Annotated in this window: 21 protein-coding genes; 15 read left to right on the plus strand and 6 right to left on the minus strand. The window is 30.4% G+C overall.

Annotated features, from left to right (window positions below; all coding sequences use genetic code 11):
• Nucleotides 1-49: 49 nt before the first annotated feature.
• From BLW23_RS02165 to BLW23_RS02230, 13 genes are all read left to right on the plus strand, one after another.
• Nucleotides 50-1,594, plus strand: a complete 1,545-nt coding sequence (locus BLW23_RS02165) for a tetratricopeptide repeat protein (RefSeq protein WP_143032083.1) — start codon at nucleotides 50-52, stop codon at nucleotides 1,592-1,594.
• Nucleotides 1,595-1,904: 310 nt separating this feature from the next.
• Complete coding sequence (locus tag BLW23_RS02170; RefSeq protein WP_143032084.1) at nucleotides 1,905-3,470, plus strand: helix-turn-helix transcriptional regulator; 1,566 nt, start codon at nucleotides 1,905-1,907, stop codon at nucleotides 3,468-3,470.
• Nucleotides 3,471-3,825: 355 nt separating this feature from the next.
• The gene (locus BLW23_RS02175) at nucleotides 3,826-5,376 is read left to right on the plus strand and encodes a helix-turn-helix transcriptional regulator (protein ID WP_093667605.1); all 1,551 of its coding nucleotides are present in this window, start codon (nucleotides 3,826-3,828) and stop codon (nucleotides 5,374-5,376) included.
• A 467-nt stretch (nucleotides 5,377-5,843) separates the two neighbouring features.
• Nucleotides 5,844-6,701, plus strand: coding sequence for an ATP phosphoribosyltransferase (gene hisG / locus BLW23_RS02180; protein ID WP_093667606.1), 858 nt, complete (start codon nucleotides 5,844-5,846; stop codon nucleotides 6,699-6,701).
• Between the two features lies 1 nt (nucleotide 6,702).
• Nucleotides 6,703-8,004 (plus strand): histidinol dehydrogenase, encoded by a 1,302-nt coding sequence (gene hisD / locus BLW23_RS02185; protein WP_093667607.1) that lies wholly within the window; start codon nucleotides 6,703-6,705, stop codon nucleotides 8,002-8,004.
• Nucleotides 7,997-9,049 (plus strand): histidinol-phosphate transaminase, encoded by a 1,053-nt coding sequence (gene hisC, locus BLW23_RS02190; protein ID WP_176829734.1) that lies wholly within the window; start codon nucleotides 7,997-7,999, stop codon nucleotides 9,047-9,049. The genes hisD and hisC overlap by 8 nt, the downstream gene beginning before the upstream one ends.
• A gap of 160 nt (nucleotides 9,050-9,209) precedes the next feature.
• Complete coding sequence (gene hisB / locus BLW23_RS02195; RefSeq protein ID WP_093667609.1) at nucleotides 9,210-10,343, plus strand: bifunctional histidinol-phosphatase/imidazoleglycerol-phosphate dehydratase HisB; 1,134 nt, start codon at nucleotides 9,210-9,212, stop codon at nucleotides 10,341-10,343.
• A gap of 92 nt (nucleotides 10,344-10,435) precedes the next feature.
• Nucleotides 10,436-11,017, plus strand: coding sequence for an imidazole glycerol phosphate synthase subunit HisH (gene hisH, locus BLW23_RS02200; RefSeq protein WP_093667610.1), 582 nt, complete (start codon nucleotides 10,436-10,438; stop codon nucleotides 11,015-11,017).
• A 2-nt stretch (nucleotides 11,018-11,019) separates the two neighbouring features.
• Nucleotides 11,020-11,733, plus strand: coding sequence for a 1-(5-phosphoribosyl)-5-[(5-phosphoribosylamino)methylideneamino]imidazole-4-carboxamide isomerase (gene hisA, locus BLW23_RS02205; RefSeq protein ID WP_093667611.1), 714 nt, complete (start codon nucleotides 11,020-11,022; stop codon nucleotides 11,731-11,733).
• The gene (gene hisF / locus BLW23_RS02210; protein ID WP_093667612.1) at nucleotides 11,727-12,479 is read left to right on the plus strand and encodes an imidazole glycerol phosphate synthase subunit HisF; all 753 of its coding nucleotides are present in this window, start codon (nucleotides 11,727-11,729) and stop codon (nucleotides 12,477-12,479) included. Before hisA ends, hisF begins: the two co-directional genes overlap by 7 nt.
• Nucleotides 12,476-13,060 carry a bifunctional phosphoribosyl-AMP cyclohydrolase/phosphoribosyl-ATP diphosphatase HisIE gene (hisIE, locus tag BLW23_RS02215; RefSeq protein WP_093667613.1) on the plus strand — a complete coding sequence of 195 codons (585 nt, stop codon included), beginning with the start codon at nucleotides 12,476-12,478 and terminating at the stop codon, nucleotides 13,058-13,060. Before hisF ends, hisIE begins: the two co-directional genes overlap by 4 nt.
• Before the next feature lie 541 nt (nucleotides 13,061-13,601).
• Nucleotides 13,602-14,567: a fasciclin domain-containing protein gene (locus tag BLW23_RS02220; protein ID WP_093667614.1), complete on the plus strand. Its 966-nt coding sequence runs from the start codon at nucleotides 13,602-13,604 to the stop codon at nucleotides 14,565-14,567.
• 496 nt (nucleotides 14,568-15,063) lie between these two features.
• On the plus strand, nucleotides 15,064-16,215 hold the full coding sequence (locus BLW23_RS02230) for a class I SAM-dependent methyltransferase (RefSeq protein ID WP_255362711.1): 1,152 nt from the start codon (nucleotides 15,064-15,066) through the stop codon (nucleotides 16,213-16,215).
• 21 nt (nucleotides 16,216-16,236) lie between these two features.
• On the opposite strand, the gene BLW23_RS02235 is transcribed toward BLW23_RS02230, so the two are convergent.
• The gene (locus BLW23_RS02235) at nucleotides 16,237-17,754 is read right to left on the minus strand and encodes a hypothetical protein (protein ID WP_093667617.1); all 1,518 of its coding nucleotides are present in this window, start codon (nucleotides 17,752-17,754) and stop codon (nucleotides 16,237-16,239) included.
• A gap of 149 nt (nucleotides 17,755-17,903) precedes the next feature.
• On the opposite strand from BLW23_RS02235, the gene yiaA reads away from it, so the two are divergent.
• The gene (gene yiaA, locus BLW23_RS02240; RefSeq protein WP_093667618.1) at nucleotides 17,904-18,392 is read left to right on the plus strand and encodes an inner membrane protein YiaA; all 489 of its coding nucleotides are present in this window, start codon (nucleotides 17,904-17,906) and stop codon (nucleotides 18,390-18,392) included.
• Nucleotides 18,393-18,622: 230 nt separating this feature from the next.
• Complete coding sequence (locus BLW23_RS02245; protein ID WP_093667619.1) at nucleotides 18,623-19,552, plus strand: EamA family transporter; 930 nt, start codon at nucleotides 18,623-18,625, stop codon at nucleotides 19,550-19,552.
• On the opposite strand, the gene BLW23_RS02250 is transcribed toward BLW23_RS02245, so the two are convergent.
• The 5 genes from BLW23_RS02250 to BLW23_RS02270 all read right to left on the minus strand — a co-directional run bounded on the left by BLW23_RS02250 (nucleotide 19,527) and on the right by BLW23_RS02270 (nucleotide 23,125).
• Nucleotides 19,527-20,342, minus strand: a complete 816-nt coding sequence (locus BLW23_RS02250) for a DUF1853 family protein (RefSeq protein ID WP_093667620.1) — start codon at nucleotides 20,340-20,342, stop codon at nucleotides 19,527-19,529. The genes BLW23_RS02245 and BLW23_RS02250 overlap by 26 nt on opposite strands.
• 9 nt (nucleotides 20,343-20,351) lie before the next feature.
• Nucleotides 20,352-20,855 carry an OmpH/Skp family outer membrane protein gene (locus tag BLW23_RS02255; protein WP_093668420.1) on the minus strand — a complete coding sequence of 168 codons (504 nt, stop codon included), beginning with the start codon at nucleotides 20,853-20,855 and terminating at the stop codon, nucleotides 20,352-20,354.
• Between the two features lie 13 nt (nucleotides 20,856-20,868).
• A complete protein-coding gene (locus BLW23_RS02260; protein WP_093667621.1) occupies nucleotides 20,869-21,309 on the minus strand; it encodes a cytochrome c oxidase assembly factor Coa1 family protein in 441 nt (146 codons plus the stop codon).
• A 94-nt stretch (nucleotides 21,310-21,403) separates the two neighbouring features.
• On the minus strand, nucleotides 21,404-22,306 hold the full coding sequence (miaA, locus tag BLW23_RS02265) for a tRNA (adenosine(37)-N6)-dimethylallyltransferase MiaA (RefSeq protein WP_093667622.1): 903 nt from the start codon (nucleotides 22,304-22,306) through the stop codon (nucleotides 21,404-21,406).
• Complete coding sequence (locus BLW23_RS02270) at nucleotides 22,307-23,125, minus strand: ion transporter (RefSeq protein WP_093667623.1); 819 nt, start codon at nucleotides 23,123-23,125, stop codon at nucleotides 22,307-22,309.
• Nucleotides 23,126-23,152: the final 27 nt, after the last annotated feature.

Here is a 23,152-nt window from a genome sequence, read left to right on the forward strand (position 1 = left end):
ATAGAAAAAAATGTTTAAGGTTTAGTATTGTTTAAGTAATATAAAAAAGGTGGGTAAAATAATCTTATTGAAGGTGTATGTAATAACTTGTTTGTTAATTTCTTTGAAAAGTTTTGCTTTTAAAGATGTTAAATACTTGGTTAGGAGTCAGGGCTTAATAGATAATGATAAAGTATTAAAAGCGTATTATTCATTTCAAAAAAAGGAAGATCCAAAGATTCTCGATTCAATATTAACTTATCTTAAGGTAAATAGTATTGAAATAAAAGAAGACTCGGTTAATAGCAAAGTTTATTATTTGAAGGCGGTTAATAATTATATGTTGAGGAGGTATGAGATTTGTGAACAGTTTTTAAAAGAATCTCTTAAACTTGCTAAAAAAACTCAAGATTTGCAATTAATAGGAGTTGTTTACAATATGAGAGGCTTGAATGTAACTCAAAATATAGGCGATTTTTTAAAGGCAGAAGAATACTTTAAAGAGGCAATTACTTATTTCAAAAAGGTAAATGAGGAATACCAAATAATCGATACATATTATAATTTGTTTATGAATGCTCGTCGAAGAAAAGAATGGAGGTTGGTGCTCGAATATGCCGACTTCTGTGCTTCTTTAATTCGTAAAACAGGAGCAAGAAAGGGAGTACTTAAAACACTATACATTCGCAAGGCTCATAGTTATTCCAAATTAGGAGATTTTGAACAGGCTTTGGTTCATCTGAAAAAAGCAGAAGAGAATATTACAGCAAAGGATAGGAATGAAAGTAATTTATTAAACTATGCTTATGCCGAATATCACATGGAAAAGAAAGAGTTTGAGCAAGCTGCACTAAGGTATAAAATGACACGTGATTCTGTGGCGAAATTAAATTTTGAAACGCAAAAATTATTGGGAAAATCTTTTGAAAGAGAGTTAGAATTAGAAGATTTATTAAAGAAGGATAAAGATAAAATTATTCAAAGTCAGGATAAGTCATTGTTTTTAGGAGGTGTCGCTTTGGTTTTTTTGTTTGTGTTGGTTTTTGTGTTGATTTATCATTCAAAACGAAATAAGACCAAAAATAATAAGATTTTAAAATTGAATAGTGATCTAAATGATGTAATAGAAGAGCTAAAAGGAAAAAACATGTCTTTGGAAGATAAGAAAATGGAAGTTGAAAACTTACTCAGATTAAACGAACAATCTTTGTTTTCTAGAGTTTTGAAAATATCGACCTATAATGACACTATAAGAAAAATTAGTGGAGAAATAGATGGTTATATGGATATTAATTCATCTGCATCGGGGTATTTAATGACAGTAAGAAAAAAATTAAATATTCTTATTTCGGAGGAAGAATTGTGGGAAGATTTTAAAATTCAATTTGAAAAAATTCGCCCAGATTTCTTTTATAAACTAAAGCAAGTGGCGCCAGATTTATCGGTTAATGATTTAAAGCATTGTACATACGTAGTTTCAAATTTAAAAAGCAAAGAAGTAGCGCAGTTGATTAACGTATCACCGAGAAGTGTTGAAACAACAAGGTATAGAATAAAGAAAAAAATAGGTTTAGAAAAAGAAGATAGTCTTTACGATTTATTAGGTAATTTATAAAAAATGGGTGCTTGTAAATATTACAAAAAATAATATAGAAGCAATTTATTGTCTTGTTATTAGAAAACTAGAAGCTTCTATCGAGTTGATCAATAGTTTTCAATATGTTGTTTACTAGATGGTTAGTTTCTTTTTTTCTTTTACTGAAAGTTTGGTGTTTTTTAATTTTCTTAGAAAAAATAACTAATTAAATTATTGTAAATCATTGATGTATGTATTGGTGAAGTGCATTTGTAGTATATTTGTCCATTAATTTTTTTACCTAAAAAACACAGAGTATGTTAATGAAAAAGTTATCTATTAATATTTTATGAGGATACTAAATATGATTCAGAATAGAATATTTATAGTCGCATTAAGCCTGTTTTTGTTATTGAGAACAAACATAAATGGACAATCAAATGAACTTTTACTAACCAAAGAGAACTTAAGTGATAAAATAAGTGAAGTTTATCAGAGCTTTTATGAAACCGAAGATACTGGAGAAATAGAAAATCTGTTGATTTTTCTAAAAAGAAACGGTGACATTATATTACATGATACAATCAAAGCCAAGTTACTGTTTTTGGATGCATCATATCAATCTCTTGCCCTAAGAAGATATAAAGAAGCGGATAATCTTCTGAAAAAATCTTTGGAATACGCTACAAAGACAAAAGACTATCTTTTGACGGGGATGATCTTTAACGATAGAGCAGTTTTAAACACCTCAATTACTAAAGATTATAATAAATCAAATGTGCTTTACATTCAAGCTATTGAGTCTTACAGGAAAGTTGGAAATAAGAAAAAGATAATTGAGAGTTATTATAATTTAACTCATAATTCAAGAAATCTAAATAAGTATGAGGAAGCTATAAAGTGGGCAAATATTTGCTTAGATATGATAGGTGATGACAATGACCGATTAATTTACTATAAGCGTATTTTTTATTTGATAGCTGATAGTTATATAAAATTAAATGATTACAATAAAGCCAAGGAATATATTAAAATACTTGAAAATCATTTAAATAATAGTGATTTAAGGAGTAGAACTAGAACATATGCATGGTTTCATCAAGCTAATGCTGATTTAGACGTCTCTAAAGGGGATTATATATCAGCCACGGAGAACTTGAAAAAATCAATTATTTCATGGCAAAAGTTAAACAATGAAAATAGGAAATCTATTAATGAATCTTATGAGAGGGAGTTGTTTCTTGAAAAAGAAGTAAGGCGCGAAAAGGAAGTCATTATAAGTGATCAAAGAATGATTCTGTTCATTAGTTTTGTCGCTATTATTTTGTTGTTTGGTTTTATTTTTATGTTAATCTTTTTCTTCAGAAGGAATAAGAGAAAAAATGAGCAAATAGTTGGGTTAAACAAGGAGTTAAATGAGCTAATTGTAAGTTTAAAGGATAATAATTCTATCCTTGAAGATAGAAAGAAAGAAATAGAAAGTTTATTGAAGTTAAATGAACAGTCGTTGTTTTCAAGAATACTGAAAATTTCAACTTATAACGATACTATAGGAAAAATTAGTGACGATATTGATGCTTATATGGATAGTAGTCCCAGTGCTTCGGGATATTTAATGGCTGTAAGGAAGAAATTAAAGGCGTTAATTTCAGAAGATGAATTATGGAAGGACTTTAAAATACAGTTTGAAAAAATAAGGCCAGAATTTTTTAATAAGTTAAAGGAAGTGTCTTCTAGTTTATCGGTAAATGATTTAAAACATTGCACTTACATTGTGTCTAATTTAAAAAGTAAAGAGGTAGCGCAGCTCATAAATGTTTCTCCGAGAAGCGTTGAAACCACCCGATATAGAATTAAAAAGAAACTAGGGCTTGAAAAAGAAGATAGTTTGTACGATTTATTGAGTAACCTGTAAAATTTAATACTTGTAAAATTCACAAAAAAAAGAATTCATTAGTCGTTTCTTATGAAAATTGTTAATAATAAGCATTTTATTGAATGTGAAAAAATCACTGAATTTATTTAATAGATTGTTTTTTAGGGTTTTAAGGTGTTGCACAACTGTTTCATGTTCGTCTTATTTTGTGAAATTTAATTTTTTTTGTTGATTTTTTTTAAATAAAAATTTTTCAAATTATTTCAAACCAATGGTTTTTAGACATGTGTAGTGCATTTGTAGTATATTTGTCAACGAATTTTTTCCACTAAAAACGTAAGGTATGTCAACGAAAAAGCTATCAATTACTATTTTACGATGATTCTGAAAAAGTATGACTCTGAATAGAAAATTTACAATTGCAATTGGTCTGTTTTTGTTATTGAAAACAAACATTAATGGACAATCTAATGACCTCTTACTAACCAAAGAAAACCTAAGTGATAAAATAAGTGAAGTTTATCACAGCTTTTACGAAACCGAGAATACTAGAGAAATTGAGAATCTTCTTTCTTTCTTAAAAAAATATGAACGGATACAATTACATGATACCGTGAAGGGTAAAATGTTGTATTTGAATGGGGTGTATAATTTGGTTTCTTTAAATAAATATAAAAAGGCGGATAGCCTTTTAAAAGAATCCTTTGATTATGCTATAAAGACAAAAGACGACCTTTTGATAGGAATGATCTATAACGATAGGGCCGTTTTGAATGATTATATAACAAAAGATTATGTTCATTCAAAAAAACTTTATCTTAAAGCGATAGAGTTTTATAAAAAGGTTGGTAACAAGAAAAAACAAATAGAAACATACTATAATTTAGTTCATAATCTAAGAGATTTTAAACAGTATGAAAGCTCCATAGAAATGGCAAATATTTGCTTGGATATGATAGGAGATAATTATAATCTTTTAATCTACTACAAACGGATATTTTATTTAATCGCTGATAACTATGTAAGGTTGAATAATTATAGTAAAGCCGAGGAGTATATTGATATACTTGAAACCCACTTAAATAATAGCAGCTTAGGTAATAAAACACGTACATATGCTTGGTTTCATAGAATAAATGCGGATTTAGATGTTTCTAAAGGAGATTATGTGTCGGCCACAGAAAACTTAAAAAAATCAATTTTATCTTGGAGAGAATTAAATAATGAAAATAAAATATCTATTAATAAATATTATGAAAGGGAATTGTCTCTAGAAAAAGAGATACGAATAGAAAAGGAGATTATAATTAGTGATCAAAGGAAAATCCTGTTCATTAGTTTCGCGGCTATTATTTTGTTGTTTGGTTTTATTTTTATGCTAATCTTTTTCTTCAGAAGAAACAAGAAAAAGAACGAACAAATAGTTACGTTGAATAATGAATTAAATGAATTAATTGTAAATCTAAAAGACACTAATTTGGTTCTTGAAGATAGAAAGAAGGAAATAGAGAGTTTATTAAAATTAAATGAACAATCGCTGTTTTCTCGAATACTTAAAATTTCAACGTATAATGATACTATTGGAAAAATTAGCGACGATATTGATGTACACATGGATAGTAGTCCGAGTGCTTCGGGGTATTTAATGACAGTAAGGAAGAAGTTAAAAGCATTAATTTCAGAAGATGAATTATGGAAGGACTTTAAAATACAATTTGAAAAAATTAGGCCTGAATTTTTTAATAGGCTGAAAGAAGTAGCTCCAAACTTATCTGTAAATGACTTGAAACATTGTACTTATATAGTGTCAAACTTAAAAAGTAAGGAAGTAGCTCAATTAATAAATGTTTCACCAAGAAGTGTTGAAACCACGAGATATAGAATTAAAAAGAAATTGGGGCTAGAAAAGGAAGAGAGTTTATATGATCTTTTGACGGACCTTTAAAAAAAATTACCAAGAGCAGAAAATCTGTCTTGGTAATAAAAATCAACGGTAAACTTTAAAAGGGGACTCTCTCAATTGAAAGTCTATTTAAACTATATTCATGACAAATGTAGACCGAGTACAAGCGGTTTTTTTTAATGTAGTGCCTTTTTGCTGGACTTGTAGTATGTTTGACGTGTTAAACTTTAAATTAAGGTTAGAGATTCACTTTAAATGTTAATTAATTGAGGATTATTTTGTCAATTGAAATATTTTTTAAATATTTGCAACGTTCATAAAAACATAGAAATGACTTTTATTCAACTACATCATCATCATTTTCATTATTGCACTCAAGCGATCTGAAAATGTATTGAATAAAATCTAAATATATTTTAAACCCGTTTGAGTAAATCAAACGGGTTTTTATTTCTACGGTACCAAGAAATAACTTTCCAAAAAGATTTACTCAAACTAAAGAAACTAAAATGAGTAAATTAAAAATAGCCATACAGAAATCAGGAAGATTAAATCAAGATTCTCTTCAAATTTTAAAAAATTGCGGAATTTCAATTGATAACGGAAAGGATCAACTTAAAGCATCATCAAGTAATTTTCCATTAGAAGTTTTTTATTTAAGAAACGGAGATATCCCTCAATATTTAATGGATGGAGTTGTTGATATTGCCATTATTGGTGAAAACTTATTGATAGAAAAAGGTGGAGGTATTGATTTTATTGAGGAGCTTGGTTTTTCAAAATGCCGAGTGTCGTTGGCAATTCCCAAAGGTGAAGTTTATAACGGGTTACAATATTTTCAAGGAAAGAAAATAGCGACTTCTTACCCCAAAACAGTGAGTGATTATTTAGAAAAAAATAATATACAAGCGCAATTACACATTATAAATGGATCGGTTGAGATTGCTCCTAATATTGGTTTGGCAGATGGTATTTGTGATATTGTTTCTAGTGGCTCTACATTATTCAAGAATAACTTACAAGAGGTAGAGGTAATTTTAAAGTCTGAAGCCGTTCTTGCGGTTTCTCCTAAAATTCAAGATTCAAAGAAAGAAATTTTAGACAAACTTCAATTCAGAATTCAGTCTGTTTTAAAAGGAAGACAATCTCGTTATGTATTATTAAATGCTCCAAATGATAAATTAGATGAAATTATTAATATTCTTCCAGGAATGAGAAGTCCAACCGTATTACCATTAGTGGAAGAAGGTTGGAGTTCGGTTCATTCGGTACTTAATAAAAATGAATTTTGGGAGGTAATAGATGAATTAAAAAAGTCGGGTGCCGAAGGAATATTGGTGTGTCCTATAGAAAAAATGGTATTATAAAATGGATAATCTAATACGAATAATTAAAAATCCAGATGAAAACTCTATTCAGAGATTAACGAAAAGGGTTTTATTAAATAATGAAGGATTAATAGAAAAAGTAAAGAAGGTTCTTTCGGAAGTAAAGCGGAATGGAAATAAAGCACTTAAAGAATATACAAAACAGTTTGATGGGGTAGTCATTGATAATATTTTGGTGTCTAATAAAGAGTTGGAAGAAGCTGAAAGTTTAATAGATCCATCTTTGAAAGAAGCAATTCAATTAGCGCAATCGAATATAACAAAGTTTCATACTTCTCAGATAACTGAGGAAAAAGTAATAGAAACAACTGAAGGTGTTAATTGTTGGAGAAAAAGTGTTGCTATAGAAAAAGTGGGATTGTATATCCCTGGAGGCTCTGCACCATTATTTTCTACAATTTTAATGTTGGGAATTCCTTCAAAATTAGCAGGGTGTAAGGAAATTGTGCTGTGCACACCTCCAAATAAAGAAGGTAAAATCAATCCAGTTATATTATACACGGCTTCTTTGGTAGGTGTTACCAAAATTTTTAAAGTCGGAGGAGCGCAAGCTATCGCGGCAATGGCGTTTGGAACAGAAACCATTCCTAATGTTTATAAAATTTTAGGACCTGGAAATCAATTTGTGACTAAGGCAAAAGAATTAGTTCAACAAGAAGGAGTCGCAATTGATATGCCCGCAGGGCCTAGTGAAGTTTTGGTAATTGCTGATGAAACAGGAAATGCAGAATATATAGCGGCAGATTTACTTTCTCAAGCGGAGCATGGCCAAGATAGCCAGGCAGTATTAGTTACTGTTGATGAGAATATAGCGAAAAATGTTGCAGAGGAAGTTAAAAAGCAATTAGATCAATTACCAAGAAAGGATATAGCAAACAAAGCTATTGAAAATAGTTTTGTTTTAGTTTTAAAGAATTATACAGACTGTCTTGATTTTAGTAATAAATATGCTCCTGAGCATTTAATTATCGCCTCAGAGAATCCAGAGAAATTTGTTGAAGGAATCGTTAATGCTGGATCAGTTTTTTTGGGGAATTATAGTTGTGAGAGTGCTGGAGACTATGCAAGTGGAACAAACCATACCCTACCAACAAATGGATTTGCCAAAAACTATAGTGGAGTTTCACTGGATAGCTTTGTAAAGAAAATAACATTTCAAAAAGTAACTAAAAGGGGAATAAAAAATATAGGGAATGCAATTGAGTTAATGGCGAGTGCAGAAGGATTGGAAGCACACAAAAATGCAATTACTGTTAGATTAAAAGATATTGAAAATGTTTAAATTAAATTCATTAATACGACCTAATATCATACGTTTAAAGGCGTATTCATCGGCTCGCGATGAGTTTAAAGGAGAGGCGGAAGTATTTTTAGATGCCAATGAAAATCCCTTTGGAGATTTAAATCGTTATCCAGATCCTAATCAATTAGAGATCAAGAAAAAACTTTCAAAAATAAAAAAGATAAATAAAGATCAAATTTTTATTGGAAACGGAAGCGATGAAGTTATTGATTTGGTGTATAGAATTTTCTGTGAACCAGGAATAGATAAGGCGTTAACCTTTTCTCCTACTTATGGAATGTATGATGTTTCAGCAGCAATTAATAATATAGAATTGATAAAAGTTCCGTTAAATAATAATTTCGAAATCGATACGAAAGAATTAGATAGGTATATCAAAGATGAAAACCTAAAGGTTATTTTTATCTGTTCGCCTAATAATCCAACGGGTAACTCGTTTGATAGAACTTCCGTTGAATATATTTTAAATAATTTCAATGGTATTGTAGTGGTTGATGAGGCTTATATTGATTTTAGTTCTAGAGAATCATGCATCTCGCAACTCAATGATTTTCCTAATTTAATTGTTTGTCAAACATTTAGTAAAGCATGGGGATTGGCAGGTGTTCGTGTAGGAGCAGCGTATTCAACTCCAGAGATTATTGATTGGTTTAAAAAAGTAAAACCTCCTTATAATGTAAGTTCATTAAATCAGGAAGCCGTTTTAAGTAGGTTAGAAAATAAGGCACAATTCGAAATTGAAAAGAATATAATCCTTAATGAGAAGGAAAAAATCATCAAGCGATTTCAAGAACTAAAACTAGTTAAAAAGATATATCCTTCTGAAGCCAACTTTATATTAATTGAAGTAATTAATGCGAATGATTTATATGAAAATCTAGTAAATCAAAGAATCATAACCAGAAACAGGAGTAAGTTGGTAAGAAACGGTTTACGAATTACGGTTGGGAGTAAACAGGAAAACGATAGGCTAATCCAAGCAATGGAAAGAATTAGTAAGCAATCATTAACGCCAAAAACGTAAAATACAATTCAATATTATGAAATGAACATGAATTTTTTTTAATCAAAAAATATACTCAAGGTATGATTAAAATAAATTCATGTGAGAACGAGTGTAACGAGTGGTTACATGAGGTCTTAAATTTTGGGATAGTTTTATCCCATCACAAAATTTTAAACACATGAAAAAAGTATTATTTATTGATAGAGATGGAACTTTAATCAAAGAACCAGCCGATGAACAAGTAGACTCATTTGAGAAATTGGTTTTTTATCCTAAGGTTTTTCAAGGATTAGGTAAAATAGCGAAAGAACTAGATTTTGAGTTGGTATTGATAACAAATCAAGATGGATTAGGAACTGATGTATATCCGGAAAACACATTTTGGCCTGTTCAAAATTTTGTGATGGAGGCATTAAAACAAGAAGGTATTGTGTTTGCTAATGAAATTATTGACAGAACTTTTGCTAAGGATAACCAACCAACAAGAAAACCCAATACAGGTTTGTTAACGGAGTATTTTTCTGAGGAGTATGATTTAGCGAATTCTTTTGTAATTGGAGATCGATTAACAGATGTTGAGTTAGCGAAAAACTTAAAATCAAAAGCAGTTTATATAAATGATGAAACCTATTTAGGTTCTGATGAAATTACGGTAAAACGTAATGACCTTGATGAATATATTGCTTTGGAAAGTAATGATTGGAATACTATTTATGAGTTTTTGAAATTAAAAGATAGATCTGCAGAAATAGAAAGAAACACCAATGAAACAAAAATAAGTATTGAGCTGAATTTAGATGGAACAGGCAGGAGTAATATTAATACAGGAATTGCCTTTTTCGATCATATGCTCGACCAAATAGCACGTCATGGGCAAATGGATTTGAATATCGAGGTTGTGGGAGATTTAGAAGTAGATGAGCATCACACAATTGAAGATACTGCCATTGCTTTGGGAGAAGTGTTTTCAAAAGCCTTAGGAAACAAACTGGGGATAGAGCGCTATGGTTTCTGCCTACCAATGGACGATTGTTTGGCTCAAGTTGCTATTGATTTTGGAGGCAGAAATTGGTTAGTTTGGGAGGCTGAATTTAAGAGAGAAATGATTGGCAAAATGCCTACTGAAATGTTTTATCATTTTTTTAAATCCTTTACTGATGGCGCAAGATGTAACTTGAATATTAAGGCTGAAGGAACTAATGAACACCATAAGATAGAGGCAATATTTAAAGCTTTTGCAAAAGCTATTAAAGTAGCTGTTAAAAGAGATGCCGATAAGATGATTTTACCATCAACGAAAGGAGTTTTATAATAATTTACTAAGAACAATTGTAAAATTATTGAAGCCAATAACTAACAATATATTAATTGGTTACTAATAATTAAATAAAGGAGATTTGAAAAATGATAGCAATAATAAAGTATAATGCAGGAAATATACGATCCGTACAAAACGCCCTTTCGAGATTAGGATACGAAAGCATTATAACAGATAATCACGAAGAGATTTTGAAAGCGGATAAAGTAATCTTTCCTGGAGTTGGAGAAGCCAGTTCGGCAATGGCTTACTTAAAAGAACGACAACTTGACAAATTGATTCTTTCCTTAAAGCAGCCAGTATTAGGAATATGTCTTGGTTTACAATTATTATGTAAAGATTCGGAAGAAGGTAATACCAAATGTTTAGGGGTTTTTAATGCGTCCACGAAACGTTTTCCTCCGAAAGATAAAGTACCACATATGGGGTGGAATAATTTTTTAATGAATCCAAAATCAAATTTATTTAATAAAATACCAAAAGATAACGACGTGTATTATGTTCATGGTTATTATGCGGAAATTAGTGATGACACGATTGCAACAAGTAATTATATTGTTTCATTTAGTTCTATAATGAAAAGGAATAATTTTTATGCAATGCAATTTCATCCAGAGAAATCAGCCGAGGTAGGTGAACAACTATTAAAAAACTTTTTAGAAATTTAACAATGAAAATTATACCAGCAATCGATATAATAGAGGGGAAGTGTGTAAGGCTAACCAAGGGAGATTACAATACCAAAAAAGTGTATAATGAAAACCCATTAGAGATAGCAAAGGAGTTTGAAGATAGTGGAATTCAATATTTGCATTTAGTTGATTTAGATGGAGCTAAATCTAGTCGTATTGTAAATCATAAAGTATTAGAAACAATAGCATCCAAAACAAGATTAATCATAGATTTTGGAGGAGGTTTAAAATCTGAAGATGATGCAAGGATAGCTTTTGAAAGTGGAGCAAGTCAAATAACGGGAGGTAGCATCGCTGTGAAGAACCCGTCGGTTTTCATGAATTGGATGAATACCTATGGTAGTGAGAAGATCATATTAGGAGCGGATTGTATTGATAGAAAAATAGCAACTCATGGTTGGCTTGAAAAATCAGAATTAGATGTTGTTAATTTTATCAAAGAATACGAGTCTAAGGGAGTTAAAAACTGTATCTGTACGGATGTTGCAAAAGATGGAATGTTGCAAGGTGCTTCAGTTGATTTGTATAAGGAAGTCATTAAGGAAAGCCAAGTTAATCTTGTAGCTAGTGGAGGAGTTTCAAATATGGATGATTTATTTGAACTAAAGGAAATAGGGTGTAGCGGAGCTATTTTGGGGAAAGCTATATACGAGGGCAAAATAACGTTAAAAGAATTACAACAATTATGCTAAAAAAGAGAATCATTCCTTGTTTAGATATAAAAAATGGACGTACAGTAAAAGGAATAAACTTTGTTGATATACGTGATGCTGGAGATCCTATTGAGTTGGCTAAACAGTATGTACTGCAAGGGGCAGATGAATTGGTGTTTTTGGATATAACAGCAACTTTGGAGAATAGAAAAACACTAGTGAACCTTGTTGAGAGTATAGCACAAGAGATCAATATTCCATTTACTGTTGGTGGAGGAATAAGTTCAGTTGATGATGCGTTGGCTTTAATCAATGCTGGAGCCGATAAAGTGAGTATTAACTCTTCTGCTGTGAAAAATCCTCAACTTATTATCGATTTAAAAGAGCGCTTTGGAAGTCAGTTCGTTGTTGTAGCTATTGATACAAAAAATGTAGATGGAGTTTGGAAGGTTTTTACAAAGGGAGGTACTTTTGAAACAGATTTGAAAACCTTAGATTGGGCTAAAAAAGTTGAGAGTTTAGGTGCCGGTGAAATATTGTTGACTTCAATGAATAGCGATGGGACTAAAGATGGCTTCGATATAGAAGTAACTAAAGCGGTGAGTACTTCCGTAAATATCCCAGTTATAGCATCAGGGGGAGCAGGTCAGGTCGAGCATTTTGATGAAGTGTTTACAAAAACTCAGGCAAGCGCAGGTTTAGCTGCAAGTATTTTCCATTTTGGAGAAATACCAATACCAAAATTAAAAAAAGAATTAAAACGAAAAAATATTCCAATACGATGAATATAGATTTTTTAAAAGTAGATGGATTAGTTCCTGTTATTATTCAAGATAGAGCAACATTGCAGGTGTTAATGCTTGGTTATATGAATAAAGAGGCATTTGAAAAAACCGAAAAGGAAGGAGTGGTTACCTTTTATAGTAGAACCAAGAAACGTTTATGGACAAAGGGAGAAACATCAGGAAACTTTCTACATGTTGAAAATATTCAGCTTGATTGTGATAATGATACCTTATTAATACAGGTAACTCCAAAAGGACCAACCTGTCATAAAGGTACAACCTCTTGTTTCGGAGAAGAGGTAGATAAAGGTTTTTTGTATAAATTAGAAGAAATTATTCATGATAGAATAGATAATAATATTGAAGGGTCATATACGAATAAACTCTATAAAAGAGGTATTAATAAAGTTGCTCAAAAAGTAGGAGAAGAAGCGGTTGAGTTGGTTATTGAAGCAAAAGATGATAATGACGAACTGTTTAAAAATGAGGCAGCTGATTTATTATATCACTATTTAATTTTATTGAAAGCGAAAGGTGTTCCATTGGTATCTATAGAAAGAATATTAAAAGATAGGAATTAGAGGTGCTAATAATAAATAACATTTAAAATCAGTATTGTGAACACAATACTGATTTTTTATGGAACTAATTTAACTTTTCATAAAGCAGTGATAAGTTCAAAAATCAGAGTAGCATGGTTTATTTTATGATGGTTTAATTCTTTTTTTAATTTTGGTATTGGTTTTTCTTGAAGGCAGTTTATAAATATTTTTTGTTTATTGTATTTTTATTTTTTGTAAACAAAATAAATATGTGTTTATGAGTGGGTAAATTCTAAAAGTTATTGCTTAAAAGTAGATTCCATGATAAAATAGATAGGAGGTTGCCAATGCTATTGAAGCTTTTTTTCTAATTATAAAAGATGTTTTTTAAATTTTGTTTATTTTTTATTTTGTTTTGTTAAACAAAATTGATTAAATTTGGAATGCACTTAAATTTAAGTGCATATTTTTTAAATAAATTCATTTTGTTTAATGTTTTTTTTGATAAAATAAACAAAGTCTGAATTTTCCGAATATAGACTATAAATAAGAAGTAGGTACTAACTTAAAACAATAAGCAATGTTTTCTAAAAATTTAAAAACAATTTTCTTCTCTGGATTGGTATTTGTTTCTGCGTCGTTTATCTCTTGTTCTGATGACGATACTCCAGTAGTTGACCAACCAAAAAATATTGTAGAACTAGCCTCTGCTACTGCTGATTTGAGTTCTCTCGTTACTGCAGTACAAAAGGCAGGTTTGGTAGATGCGCTTTCTGCGGATGGTAGTTTAACAGTATTTGCTCCGACCAATACTGCTTTTCAAGCGTTGTTAGATTCCAATAACGATTGGAATTCTATAGATGATATTCCTACAGATGTCTTAACTAATGTGCTCAAGTTTCATGTATTAGGGCAGAAGGTAACATCGGGTGATTTATCAGACTCATACACCAATACTTTGGCGGTTGGACCAAATGATGAAAGTTTGTCTTTACAAATAGAAACTACAGGAGCTATTGAATTCAATGGTGATGCAAAGCCAATTACAGTAAATGTAGAAGCGAGCAACGGTATTGTTCATATAATTGACAAAGTAATGCTGCCACCTAATGTTGTAACAACGGCAATTAATAATTCAAACTTCTCAACGCTTGTAGCAGCCTTAACAGATAGTAGACATACTACTGATTTTGTATCTATTTTAAATGGTGAAGGACCATTTACGATTTTTGCACCAACAAACGAGGCTTTTCAAGCATTATTAGATAGTAATGCAGATTGGAGCGGCTTAGCGGATATTCCAATTGAAACGTTAGATGCTGTTCTAAAATACCATGTCGTAAACGCAGCTAATGTGCAAGCGAAACAATTACAAAATAACCAAGAAATAACTATGTTAAGTACAGGAACAGTTATTGTTGATTTAACTGACGGGGCTAAGTTAAAAACCTCAAGTGATCAAACGGTTACTATAACTGCAACTGACGTTCAAGGAACCAACGGAGTAATTCATGTCGTGAATATGGTTTTACTCCCAGGAGTCTAAAAATTCCTAGACTTTTCTATTTAAATCGGTATACTTTTGTTGTTATACCGATTTTGTTATTTTTGCAGAAAAAGCCCTTGAAGGTATTCCTTATTTCTGCGCTCTTAATTTGCTATCTTTTCCAAACTTATTTTTATCTGAAAAGAATTACTAATAACGGAGTCTTAACGAGATCTCAGAAAGTTGTTAATGGTATTTTTATTTGTTTATTACCCTTTATTTGGTATTTCTTGATTAAAGACTTAATTAAAGATGAATTTGAAGTTATGACCAAAGTGAAGAGAGATTACTTACAGAAAAGAGAGCCTTCCCTTCATAGTCAGAATGACGGAGGAGCATAGCCTTAAATGAATTTTGTAAGAGGTGATGAATTTAGTTAATGTGTAATTCTGGCATGTTTTGAAGCATGGGTATGGCAAGATTGCTTACTTTTGCTGTGCATTTTTATTTTAAGTTTATAATATTAAAATGCAAAAATTAATTAAAGAATAGAGATTTGAAAGAGGCATTGCAAGAACTGTTTATTGAGTTAAAGGAGAGCTATACTAACGATAGTTTCGTAAAGCTTACATTAAGTAAAACAGTAAAAAAAAGTGATACGTTAGCAAATGTATATATAAGAAAAGTTATTATAAAAGATGAGCCTTGTTTACAATTCTTGTATAGGTACTTAACCAATGATCAGGTTAAAAACTACACTTTAGAAGAGAGTATTAATGAACTTGAGATACTTTTAACTGAGAAATTTAAAGCAGCTACTTTATTTACTTTATCTAATGATTTAATTGTTTTAATTTCAAAAAAGAAAAAGGTTAGTTATAAAAAAACAAAGCCGAGTTTAACAAAAAAGCCTTCAGAAAATCACGATAAATCTAAAGAAAGATTGGCTTCAGGTAAGTACCTAGAATTATTAGGAGTTACGGATAAGCAGGGAAACGTTATTCCAAAAATGGCAGATAAGTATCGTCAAATCAATAAGTATTTAGAGATCATAGAAGTTCAATTAAAAGCTGTTAAGCTACCTAAAACGATTCATATTGTTGATATGGGGTCAGGAAAGGGATATTTGACGTTTGCTTTGTATGATTATTTAGTAAATAAACGGAATCATAAAGTAACGTTAACAGGAATCGAGTTACGAGATTCTTTGGTCGATTATTGCAATGATGTAGCTGATAAATGCGGGTATTCTGATTTAAAATTTGTCGCACAGCCCATTCAAGACTATGATAACGATAAAATTGATATTTTAATTGCACTTCATGCGTGCGATACAGCAACTGATGATGCTATTTTTAAAGGTCTTTCTGCGAAATCAGAATTGATCATTTGTGCTCCGTGTTGCCATAAACAAGTAAGACAGCAAGTAAAAGGAAAGGAACAGGAAAGTCCGCTATTGAAATATGGTATTTTTAAAGAGCGCCATTTTGAAATGATAACCGATACTATTCGTGCGTTAATTATGGAAAAACATAATTATAATACAAAAGTGTTTGAGTTTATCAGCAACGAACATACTAGAAAAAATGTAATGCTAATTGGTTCTAAATCGAATAAAAAGTTTGATGTTGACTCATTAAACAAGAAAATAGAAGAGTTAAAAACTGCCTATCAAATAGACGAGCATTATTTAGAGAGTTTGTTTTAATAAAGTACATACTTATACCATTTACTTTGACTTTCCTTGAGCTTTTTTTACAAGTTCAAGAGTTACTTCAAAAATAGGTGATTGTTCCATTTTACTCTTTAACCAAGCGTAAAAACTCATTACAAATATGTCTTCCTGTTGTGCACCGACAAATTCAAATGATGATTCTACCAAATCATTAAATTGGGTGGTTGTAATTATCGAAGGATCTTTATAGTATTGTTCTACAAGCTTTAAATACTCAATAACTCTTTCTTGATTTATTTTTTTGATATATGTATAGTATTTTCTTTTAAAACTTAACAATCTAGATTCAAATAGATTTAAATTTTCGAGTTCAAGATGTAATAATATTTCAAAAAGGTTCTTCTTAATTACCCATTCAATTCCAACTTTATCAATATACCATTTATCCGAATGATTTAATTTATGTAGTAACTTAATTGCCTTACCAAACTGATTACTTTGAAAATAAAACATTAACAAACTTAATTGAATCTCCAAAAGTGATTTCTGATCCACGTGCTTTTTGAGTATGGCGTCTTCTAGTAAGCTAATCGCTTCATTTTGCTCATTCCTATAGTTCTTATTTAAAGCGAAGAGTAATAGGTAATTTAAATAGAAGAGTTTGAAGTATTTTTTGTTGTTGTCATTCATTAATACTAACATATACTTAAGATAGTTTAATGATTCCTCAAATTTTTTGTTTCTAAAAAGAGTGTTAGCAATCAGGTATAATACACGTATATGATAAAAAAGTTGTTTCTCTTTTCCTTTTTTACTTGTAATAATTCCATAAGTTTTTATTAAAAAAGGTTCTACTTTTAAGTAGTTTTTATGAATAAAAGCAGAAATATTGACTATTGAAATTAATTGGTATAATGATTTAAAAGAAAGGGAATCGTCGATGTTAATATGATGCTCTTTGAATATCGAGTTGATAAAAGATTCGAAATTAGAAATAGAACCTTTGTCGTTGGGGATTAGAATTAAGTTATTTCTAATTTTTGCATAAATAATATTGAGTTCTTCTTCAAGAAAGTAATTTTTTTGATTGGATTTAAATTCTTTAATAGTTTTGTTTAAATCTGTTTTTGGATGAAGGTGTGCGTATTGAATTTTGGTGTGATATATCTCGTTTAAAATAGAGAATAGTTCATAGTCTCTTGCCAATAACTCAGCTTTATTTAATAGTTTATAAGCTTCGCCATAATTTTGTTGAAATAGAAAATCTCTAGCAACCATAATGTATTTAATCAACAACATGTCTATCGAGTTTTCTCCTTGAATCTTATTCATAGCAATAAAATCGATAAGGCTTTCATGCAGGCGTTGTTTTAATGTATATAGTGCAGCCCTATTTTGTTTACCGTACAAAGTGTTGCATATCAATGCAGTTGAAGATTCTTGCTGTTTTAAAAGTTTAAATAACTGAATGTTTTTTGTGTCTCTTCTTTTGTTTCTTCTGGCTAAATACAACTCGAATTTTTGTTGTTCTTCTTGCGAAAATGATGAAATAATATGAGTAATTTGATTCATTTTATCGTTTGATTTTTTACAATAATATGTAGTAAATATAAGTTTTTTTCTATTTATTATATTAAATATATCAATAGGTTTTTTAAAATGTTGTTTTGTAAAACTTGTTGATTAATCTCAATTTTGAACCATAATTGAAACCAAAAGATATGGACAATCAAATAAAAAACGAATTCGATCAAACCAGAAAAAATAAAATAGAAAAAGAAGAAAAAAGAAAAGTATATAATCAAAAACCAACTTCTGCATATGTAGGAGCCTCTTGGGCAGGGTTGTTAATAGGAATAACTGCGTATTGCATTGGTTTATGGAATGTTGAAATGGAACTCAACGAAAAAGGCTACTATTTTACTGTATTATTATTTGCCTTATTTTCTGTAATATCCGTTCAAAAATCGATAAGAGATCGATTGGAAGGAATTCATGTTACAGAAATATATTATAGCATTAGTTGGTTTACCACAATAGTTTCTATCATCCTTTTAATTGTAGGGTTATGGAATGCGGATTTATTATTAAGTGAAAAAGGATTTTACGCAATGGCTTTTACATTGAGTATTTATGCGGCAATATCTGTTCAAAAAAACACAAGAGATACAGAATATGTAAATAAAAATGCTGAGGAAGAGGAAGAATAGTTGACATATCTTTCAGTTTTGCCCTTGAAACGCTATGGTTTCGGGGCATTTTTTTTTGTATACATTCGTATCAAATATCATTATTCATAAACTTATATCAGAAAAAAGTTTATTGTACATTTGAAAGGCAACTTCTTTATGTTAGGTTCATGAAGAGTGCAAAGAAAACTATTTAAAGATTTTAATAATATTATTAGAATTTAGAAACATCACTTTGTGTGTCAACTAAAATGAATATGAATAAAACTAAAATTCTAATCATAGCGTCCTTTTTTTCCATTTATGTCATATGGGGATCGACTTATTTAATGAATAAAATAGCGGTTGCGATTTTAGATCCAATGTTTATTGGAGCTTTCCGTTTTACCTCTGCAGGGGTGTTAATTATGCTTATAGCTAAAATGACAAATAAGTCATTGAAAATAACGAAGAAGCAATTAATGAATTCGACCATAGCTGGATTTCTTTTTTTAGTGTATGGGAATGGTGTTTTCGTTTGGGCTTTAAAATATGTAGATAGTGGGTTTGCTGCTTTATTGGCATCAACACAACCACTATTTGTACTTTTTCTAATGAGATTGATTGACGGAAAGAAAATGCAAGGAAGATCAATAATTGGTGTTTGTCTGGGAATTATAGGAATGTATTTACTAGTTAGTCAGAAAGAAGTTACTTCTTCAGAGAATATGATTCTGGGTATTTTTATGATTCTTTCGTGTGTTTTAAGTTGGAGTTATGGCAGCGTGTTTGTTTCTAAAGCGGATTTACCAAAAAACTTTTTTGTAAGCACAGGTTACCAAATGGTTATTGCTGGATTGATGTTGTTTTCATTGAGTTATTTAGTTGGAGAAACTTGGAAAATTCCAACGGAATGGGGAGGCAAGGTTCAGTTATCAATGGTTTTATTAATTCTGTTTGGAGGAATTGTGGCGTTTACGGCATTTAATTTTTTATTGAAAAATGTTTCTGCCGAAAAGGTGGCAACTTCTGCCTATGTAAATCCAGTAATAGCGTTATTATTAGGATGGTATTTTTTAAATGAAAAATTAAGCCCTCAATCTATAATTGCTTCTGCGGTTTTATTAACGGGGGTATATTTTATCAATTCTAGAAAGAAACAAAGTAAACTGAAAGTTACCACCAAACCACAAAAAGTTTAATAAACTCTCCGTTCGGTTTTTTTACCCAGCAAAGAGGCGAACTTTCCTGATCGATGAACTTTAAAATTTCAGGCAAAGAATTTTCGAAACTTAACCATTCTACGTTCGCATGTGGAATAATTAACCAATCGTGCTTGCTTGGAATATAAAGTTTACAATGAGCAAATTGTTTTAAAACGTTATAATGACAATAGAATCCTGCAATACAGTTATTATTAATTACTGGGTAGCTTTTTTCTTTATCATTTAACGGAATATATAGTTGTGCTTTAAAATAGATCTGTTGTTTTATTTGGTCAGAAATTAGATTTACTTCCTTTAAGTAAGCTTTACTTTCTTCTGAAAAGAGTAGAGGTAGTTGTTTGTTTTTTAATTTGGTTAGTTTTTGTACCAGTGAATCCCTTTTATTTGGACCGATCCATTTATAAATTTCGTCGTCCGATATTTTCGGATCGTACAAATAGAATTTGTAAATAATTTCTAAATGAATAGGAACATTATTTTGAAAGAGTAGACAGTCGATTTCACCTAAGGTTATTTTTTCCTTTTGAATTTGAACATTTTCTACTATGATGTCAATATTGGATTCATTTTTTAAATCGAAAGAAACAAACCTTTCTACAAGCTTACCCAATCTTAAATTTTCTGTAATTACAGTATTAAGAGAACAAGGATTGGTAGTTTCAATATTAAATTGCTCCAAATTAAAAACACCTTTTCCATACCATAGAAAAGGTGTTTTATGAAAACCTATATATTGTAATTGTAAGTTTTTTTGTTTTTGGTGCATTTGCTTTTACTATTCTTTAATTCCTAGTTTAGCCAATGCTTTGCTAGTGATATCAAAACGATCATCAATATAAGCGAAATCATTTCCTCTCGTTGATAATATTTGTGTATATCCTTCAGCTTTTGCTATTTCTTGAATGGCAGTATTCAATTTTTTATATAAAGGTTTCATAAATTCATCTCTTCTCAATTGAATTAAAGTTGAACCATTTTTACGAAATTTAGCCATTTCTTGTTCTATAGTTGCAATCTCATTTATTTTGTTCTTTCTGTCGTCTTCAGCTAATGTTTTTTCAACCTTTTTAAAAGCTTCGATTTTTGCATTATAATCTTTCGCTTTTATTTGAAACGTAGAATCTAACTTTTTTCCGTAAGCATTAATTCTAGTAACAACTTCTTTCATTTCCGGCATTTTTCCCATAATAAAATCAGTATCAACGGTTCCAACTTTGGTTTGAGAAAAACCGAAACTTGTTATTAGCAATGCTACTATAAGGGTAATTTTAAATTTCATTCGTTCGTATTTATTATTTATTATTAGATATAATTTCAATTGTTTGTTTTTTCTCTATAGGTTTTTTAATTCGGATATTTACTTTCGAATAATTCCAAACCCCGTTGGTTTTGTGAGCTATAATATCCATTACAGCTTTCCCTTTTGATCCAATGATTCTAATAGTTGAATGTACTGTTTGACTATTATTACTGTAGGCAACTTCGCCTTCTAGTATAGACATTTTATCAATTGGTTCAATTTTTCCAAGTAAATCAAATATTTTTGGGTCAGTTTTTACCTTATCTAAAGCATCTTCATAAAGCTCAGTATCCGAATAAGCTTTAAAAATATCAGCTCCTATTTTTCCAAACTCCGTACTAACCACGAAAATTAAAAGGAAGAATATGATACAAAAAGATATTAACCACTTTAGATTTCGTTTCCACCAATTCCTTTCTAACCGTTGATTCATTCTTTTGAAAGTGTTTTACTCAAATTATTCAAATGGTCGAAATTCCATTGTCACAAATATATAAAAGTGAGCATCTTGAGTATTCAAAAAAAAGTTAAAATTTAGCACTAATGGTTTTAATGACCCTTTCAACATCCTCTTGAAAATCGAACCAAATTATAGTCTCGTCTTTTCTAAACCATGTTCCTTGTCGTTTGGCAAAACGTCTTGTATTCTTTTTTATTTCATCAATAGCAAAATCTATTGTGAACTTACCACTGAAATAATCGAAAAGCTCTCTGTAACCAACAGTTTGAAGGGCATTTAAATGTTTATGAGGCAATAATGTTTCAACTTCTTCAAGCAATCCATTATTCATCATAATATCAACACGTTTATTAATACGTGCATACATAATTTCTCTATCCGCTTTCAATCCAATTTTTATACTATTGAAATTTCGAGGGGCTTTCGGCTTATTTTTGTAAGAAGAATAGGTTTGTTCTGAGCCAAGGCATATTTCTAAGGCCCTTATTAGGCGATGCGGGTTGTCTATAGCAATTGAATTATAAGTTTCAATATCTAAGTCTTTTAACTGTTCTTGAAGAACATTAATTCCTTCAGATTCTAGTTTTAAACTAAGGTTTTTCCTTATTTCAGGATCAACGTCTGGAAAATAATCTAAACCCTTTAAAACTGCATCAACATACAGTCCGCTGCCGCCAACCATAATTTGAATTGGAGATTTTTTAAAAAGTTCATCAAGTTTTAAAAGAGCATCCTTTTCAAATTGCCCCACATTGTAATCTTCAGAAATACTTCTGTTTTGAATAAAATGATGAGGTGCCATGGCAAGTTCATTGTCATTAGGAACAGCCGTTCCAATAGCCATTTCTTTATAAAACTGTCGAGAGTCACAAGAAATGATTTCGCAACCAAAGTGCTGTGCTAATTTTATACTTAAAGCTGTTTTTCCAATGGCTGTAGCTCCAACAATAGTAATAAGTGTATTTGTCATTTAATTATGAAGTTTACTTCCGCAGTGATTGCAATGGCTAGCGTCATCGTCATGGCCTTCTTCACCACAGTTTGGACATGCTTGAGTGTTTAAATGTAAATCTTGTGTTTTTGTCATTTCCGAAGATATAATTCCAGTCGGAACGGCAATAATACCATAACCGAGAATCATAATAATACTCGCAATTAACTGTCCGAAAGCAGTATGAGGAGCAATATCGCCATATCCAACAGTTGTTAAGGTAACAATCGCCCAATACACGCTTCTAGGAATACTCGTAAAGCCATTATCTCCTCCTTCAATTAAATACATGACAGTTCCAAGTATGATGCAAAGAATTAAAACAAAAAATAAGAAAACAGCAATTTTGGCCTTACTAGCTTTAAGTGCCTTTGCGAAATTATTACTTTCACCAATAAATCTTGCTAGTTTTAATATCCTAAAAACGCGCAGCAATCGCAACGCTCTTAGGGCAACTAAACTGTGAGTTCCAATAAAGAAAATGGATAGGTATTTAGGTATTGTCGATAAAAGATCAATAATACCATAAAAACTAAAAATGTACTTGGAAGGCTTATTGATAGCAAAAAGACGAAGAATATATTCTATAGAGAACAAAATAGTCAAAATCCATTCTCCAATATTTAAGGCACTGCCGTATTTAACTTGAATATCATCAACACTTTCTAGCATAACAAAAAGTACGGATGAAAGTATAGCAATCATTAAAATAACATCAAATACCCTTCCTTCACGTGTATCGGCTTCATAAATAATTTCATGAAGCTTCTTTTTCCATTTATTTTGTTGGTTTTTCAAAAAATGATCAGTTGTTAAATATTAACA

The organism is Tenacibaculum sp. MAR_2009_124, assembly GCF_900105455.1.
GTDB lineage: Bacteria > Bacteroidota > Bacteroidia > Flavobacteriales > Flavobacteriaceae > Polaribacter.

What these genes read in the sequence shown, in the direction of transcription:
- hisA (WP_093667611.1), top strand. Translation starts at nt 11,020, where the DNA reads ATGAAAATTATACCAGCAATCGATATAATAGAGGGGAAGTGTGTAAGG.
- BLW23_RS02170 (WP_143032084.1), top strand. Translation starts at nt 1,905, where the DNA reads ATGAGGATACTAAATATGATTCAGAATAGAATATTTATAGTCGCATTA.
- hisD (WP_093667607.1), top strand. Translation starts at nt 6,703, where the DNA reads ATGGATAATCTAATACGAATAATTAAAAATCCAGATGAAAACTCTATT.
- hisG (WP_093667606.1), top strand. Translation starts at nt 5,844, where the DNA reads ATGAGTAAATTAAAAATAGCCATACAGAAATCAGGAAGATTAAATCAA.
- BLW23_RS02255 (WP_093668420.1), bottom strand. Translation starts at nt 20,855, where the DNA reads ATGAAATTTAAAATTACCCTTATAGTAGCATTGCTAATAACAAGTTTC.
- BLW23_RS02175 (WP_093667605.1), top strand. Translation starts at nt 3,826, where the DNA reads ATGACTCTGAATAGAAAATTTACAATTGCAATTGGTCTGTTTTTGTTA.
- BLW23_RS02245 (WP_093667619.1), top strand. Translation starts at nt 18,623, where the DNA reads ATGAATATGAATAAAACTAAAATTCTAATCATAGCGTCCTTTTTTTCC.
- hisIE (WP_093667613.1), top strand. Translation starts at nt 12,476, where the DNA reads ATGAATATAGATTTTTTAAAAGTAGATGGATTAGTTCCTGTTATTATT.
- yiaA (WP_093667618.1), top strand. Translation starts at nt 17,904, where the DNA reads ATGGACAATCAAATAAAAAACGAATTCGATCAAACCAGAAAAAATAAA.
- hisH (WP_093667610.1), top strand. Translation starts at nt 10,436, where the DNA reads ATGATAGCAATAATAAAGTATAATGCAGGAAATATACGATCCGTACAA.
- miaA (WP_093667622.1), bottom strand. Translation starts at nt 22,306, where the DNA reads ATGACAAATACACTTATTACTATTGTTGGAGCTACAGCCATTGGAAAA.
- hisF (WP_093667612.1), top strand. Translation starts at nt 11,727, where the DNA reads ATGCTAAAAAAGAGAATCATTCCTTGTTTAGATATAAAAAATGGACGT.
- BLW23_RS02250 (WP_093667620.1), bottom strand. Translation starts at nt 20,342, where the DNA reads ATGCACCAAAAACAAAAAAACTTACAATTACAATATATAGGTTTTCAT.
- BLW23_RS02235 (WP_093667617.1), bottom strand. Translation starts at nt 17,754, where the DNA reads ATGAATCAAATTACTCATATTATTTCATCATTTTCGCAAGAAGAACAA.
- hisB (WP_093667609.1), top strand. Translation starts at nt 9,210, where the DNA reads ATGAAAAAAGTATTATTTATTGATAGAGATGGAACTTTAATCAAAGAA.
- BLW23_RS02220 (WP_093667614.1), top strand. Translation starts at nt 13,602, where the DNA reads ATGTTTTCTAAAAATTTAAAAACAATTTTCTTCTCTGGATTGGTATTT.
- hisC (WP_176829734.1), top strand. Translation starts at nt 7,997, where the DNA reads ATGTTTAAATTAAATTCATTAATACGACCTAATATCATACGTTTAAAG.
- BLW23_RS02260 (WP_093667621.1), bottom strand. Translation starts at nt 21,309, where the DNA reads ATGAATCAACGGTTAGAAAGGAATTGGTGGAAACGAAATCTAAAGTGG.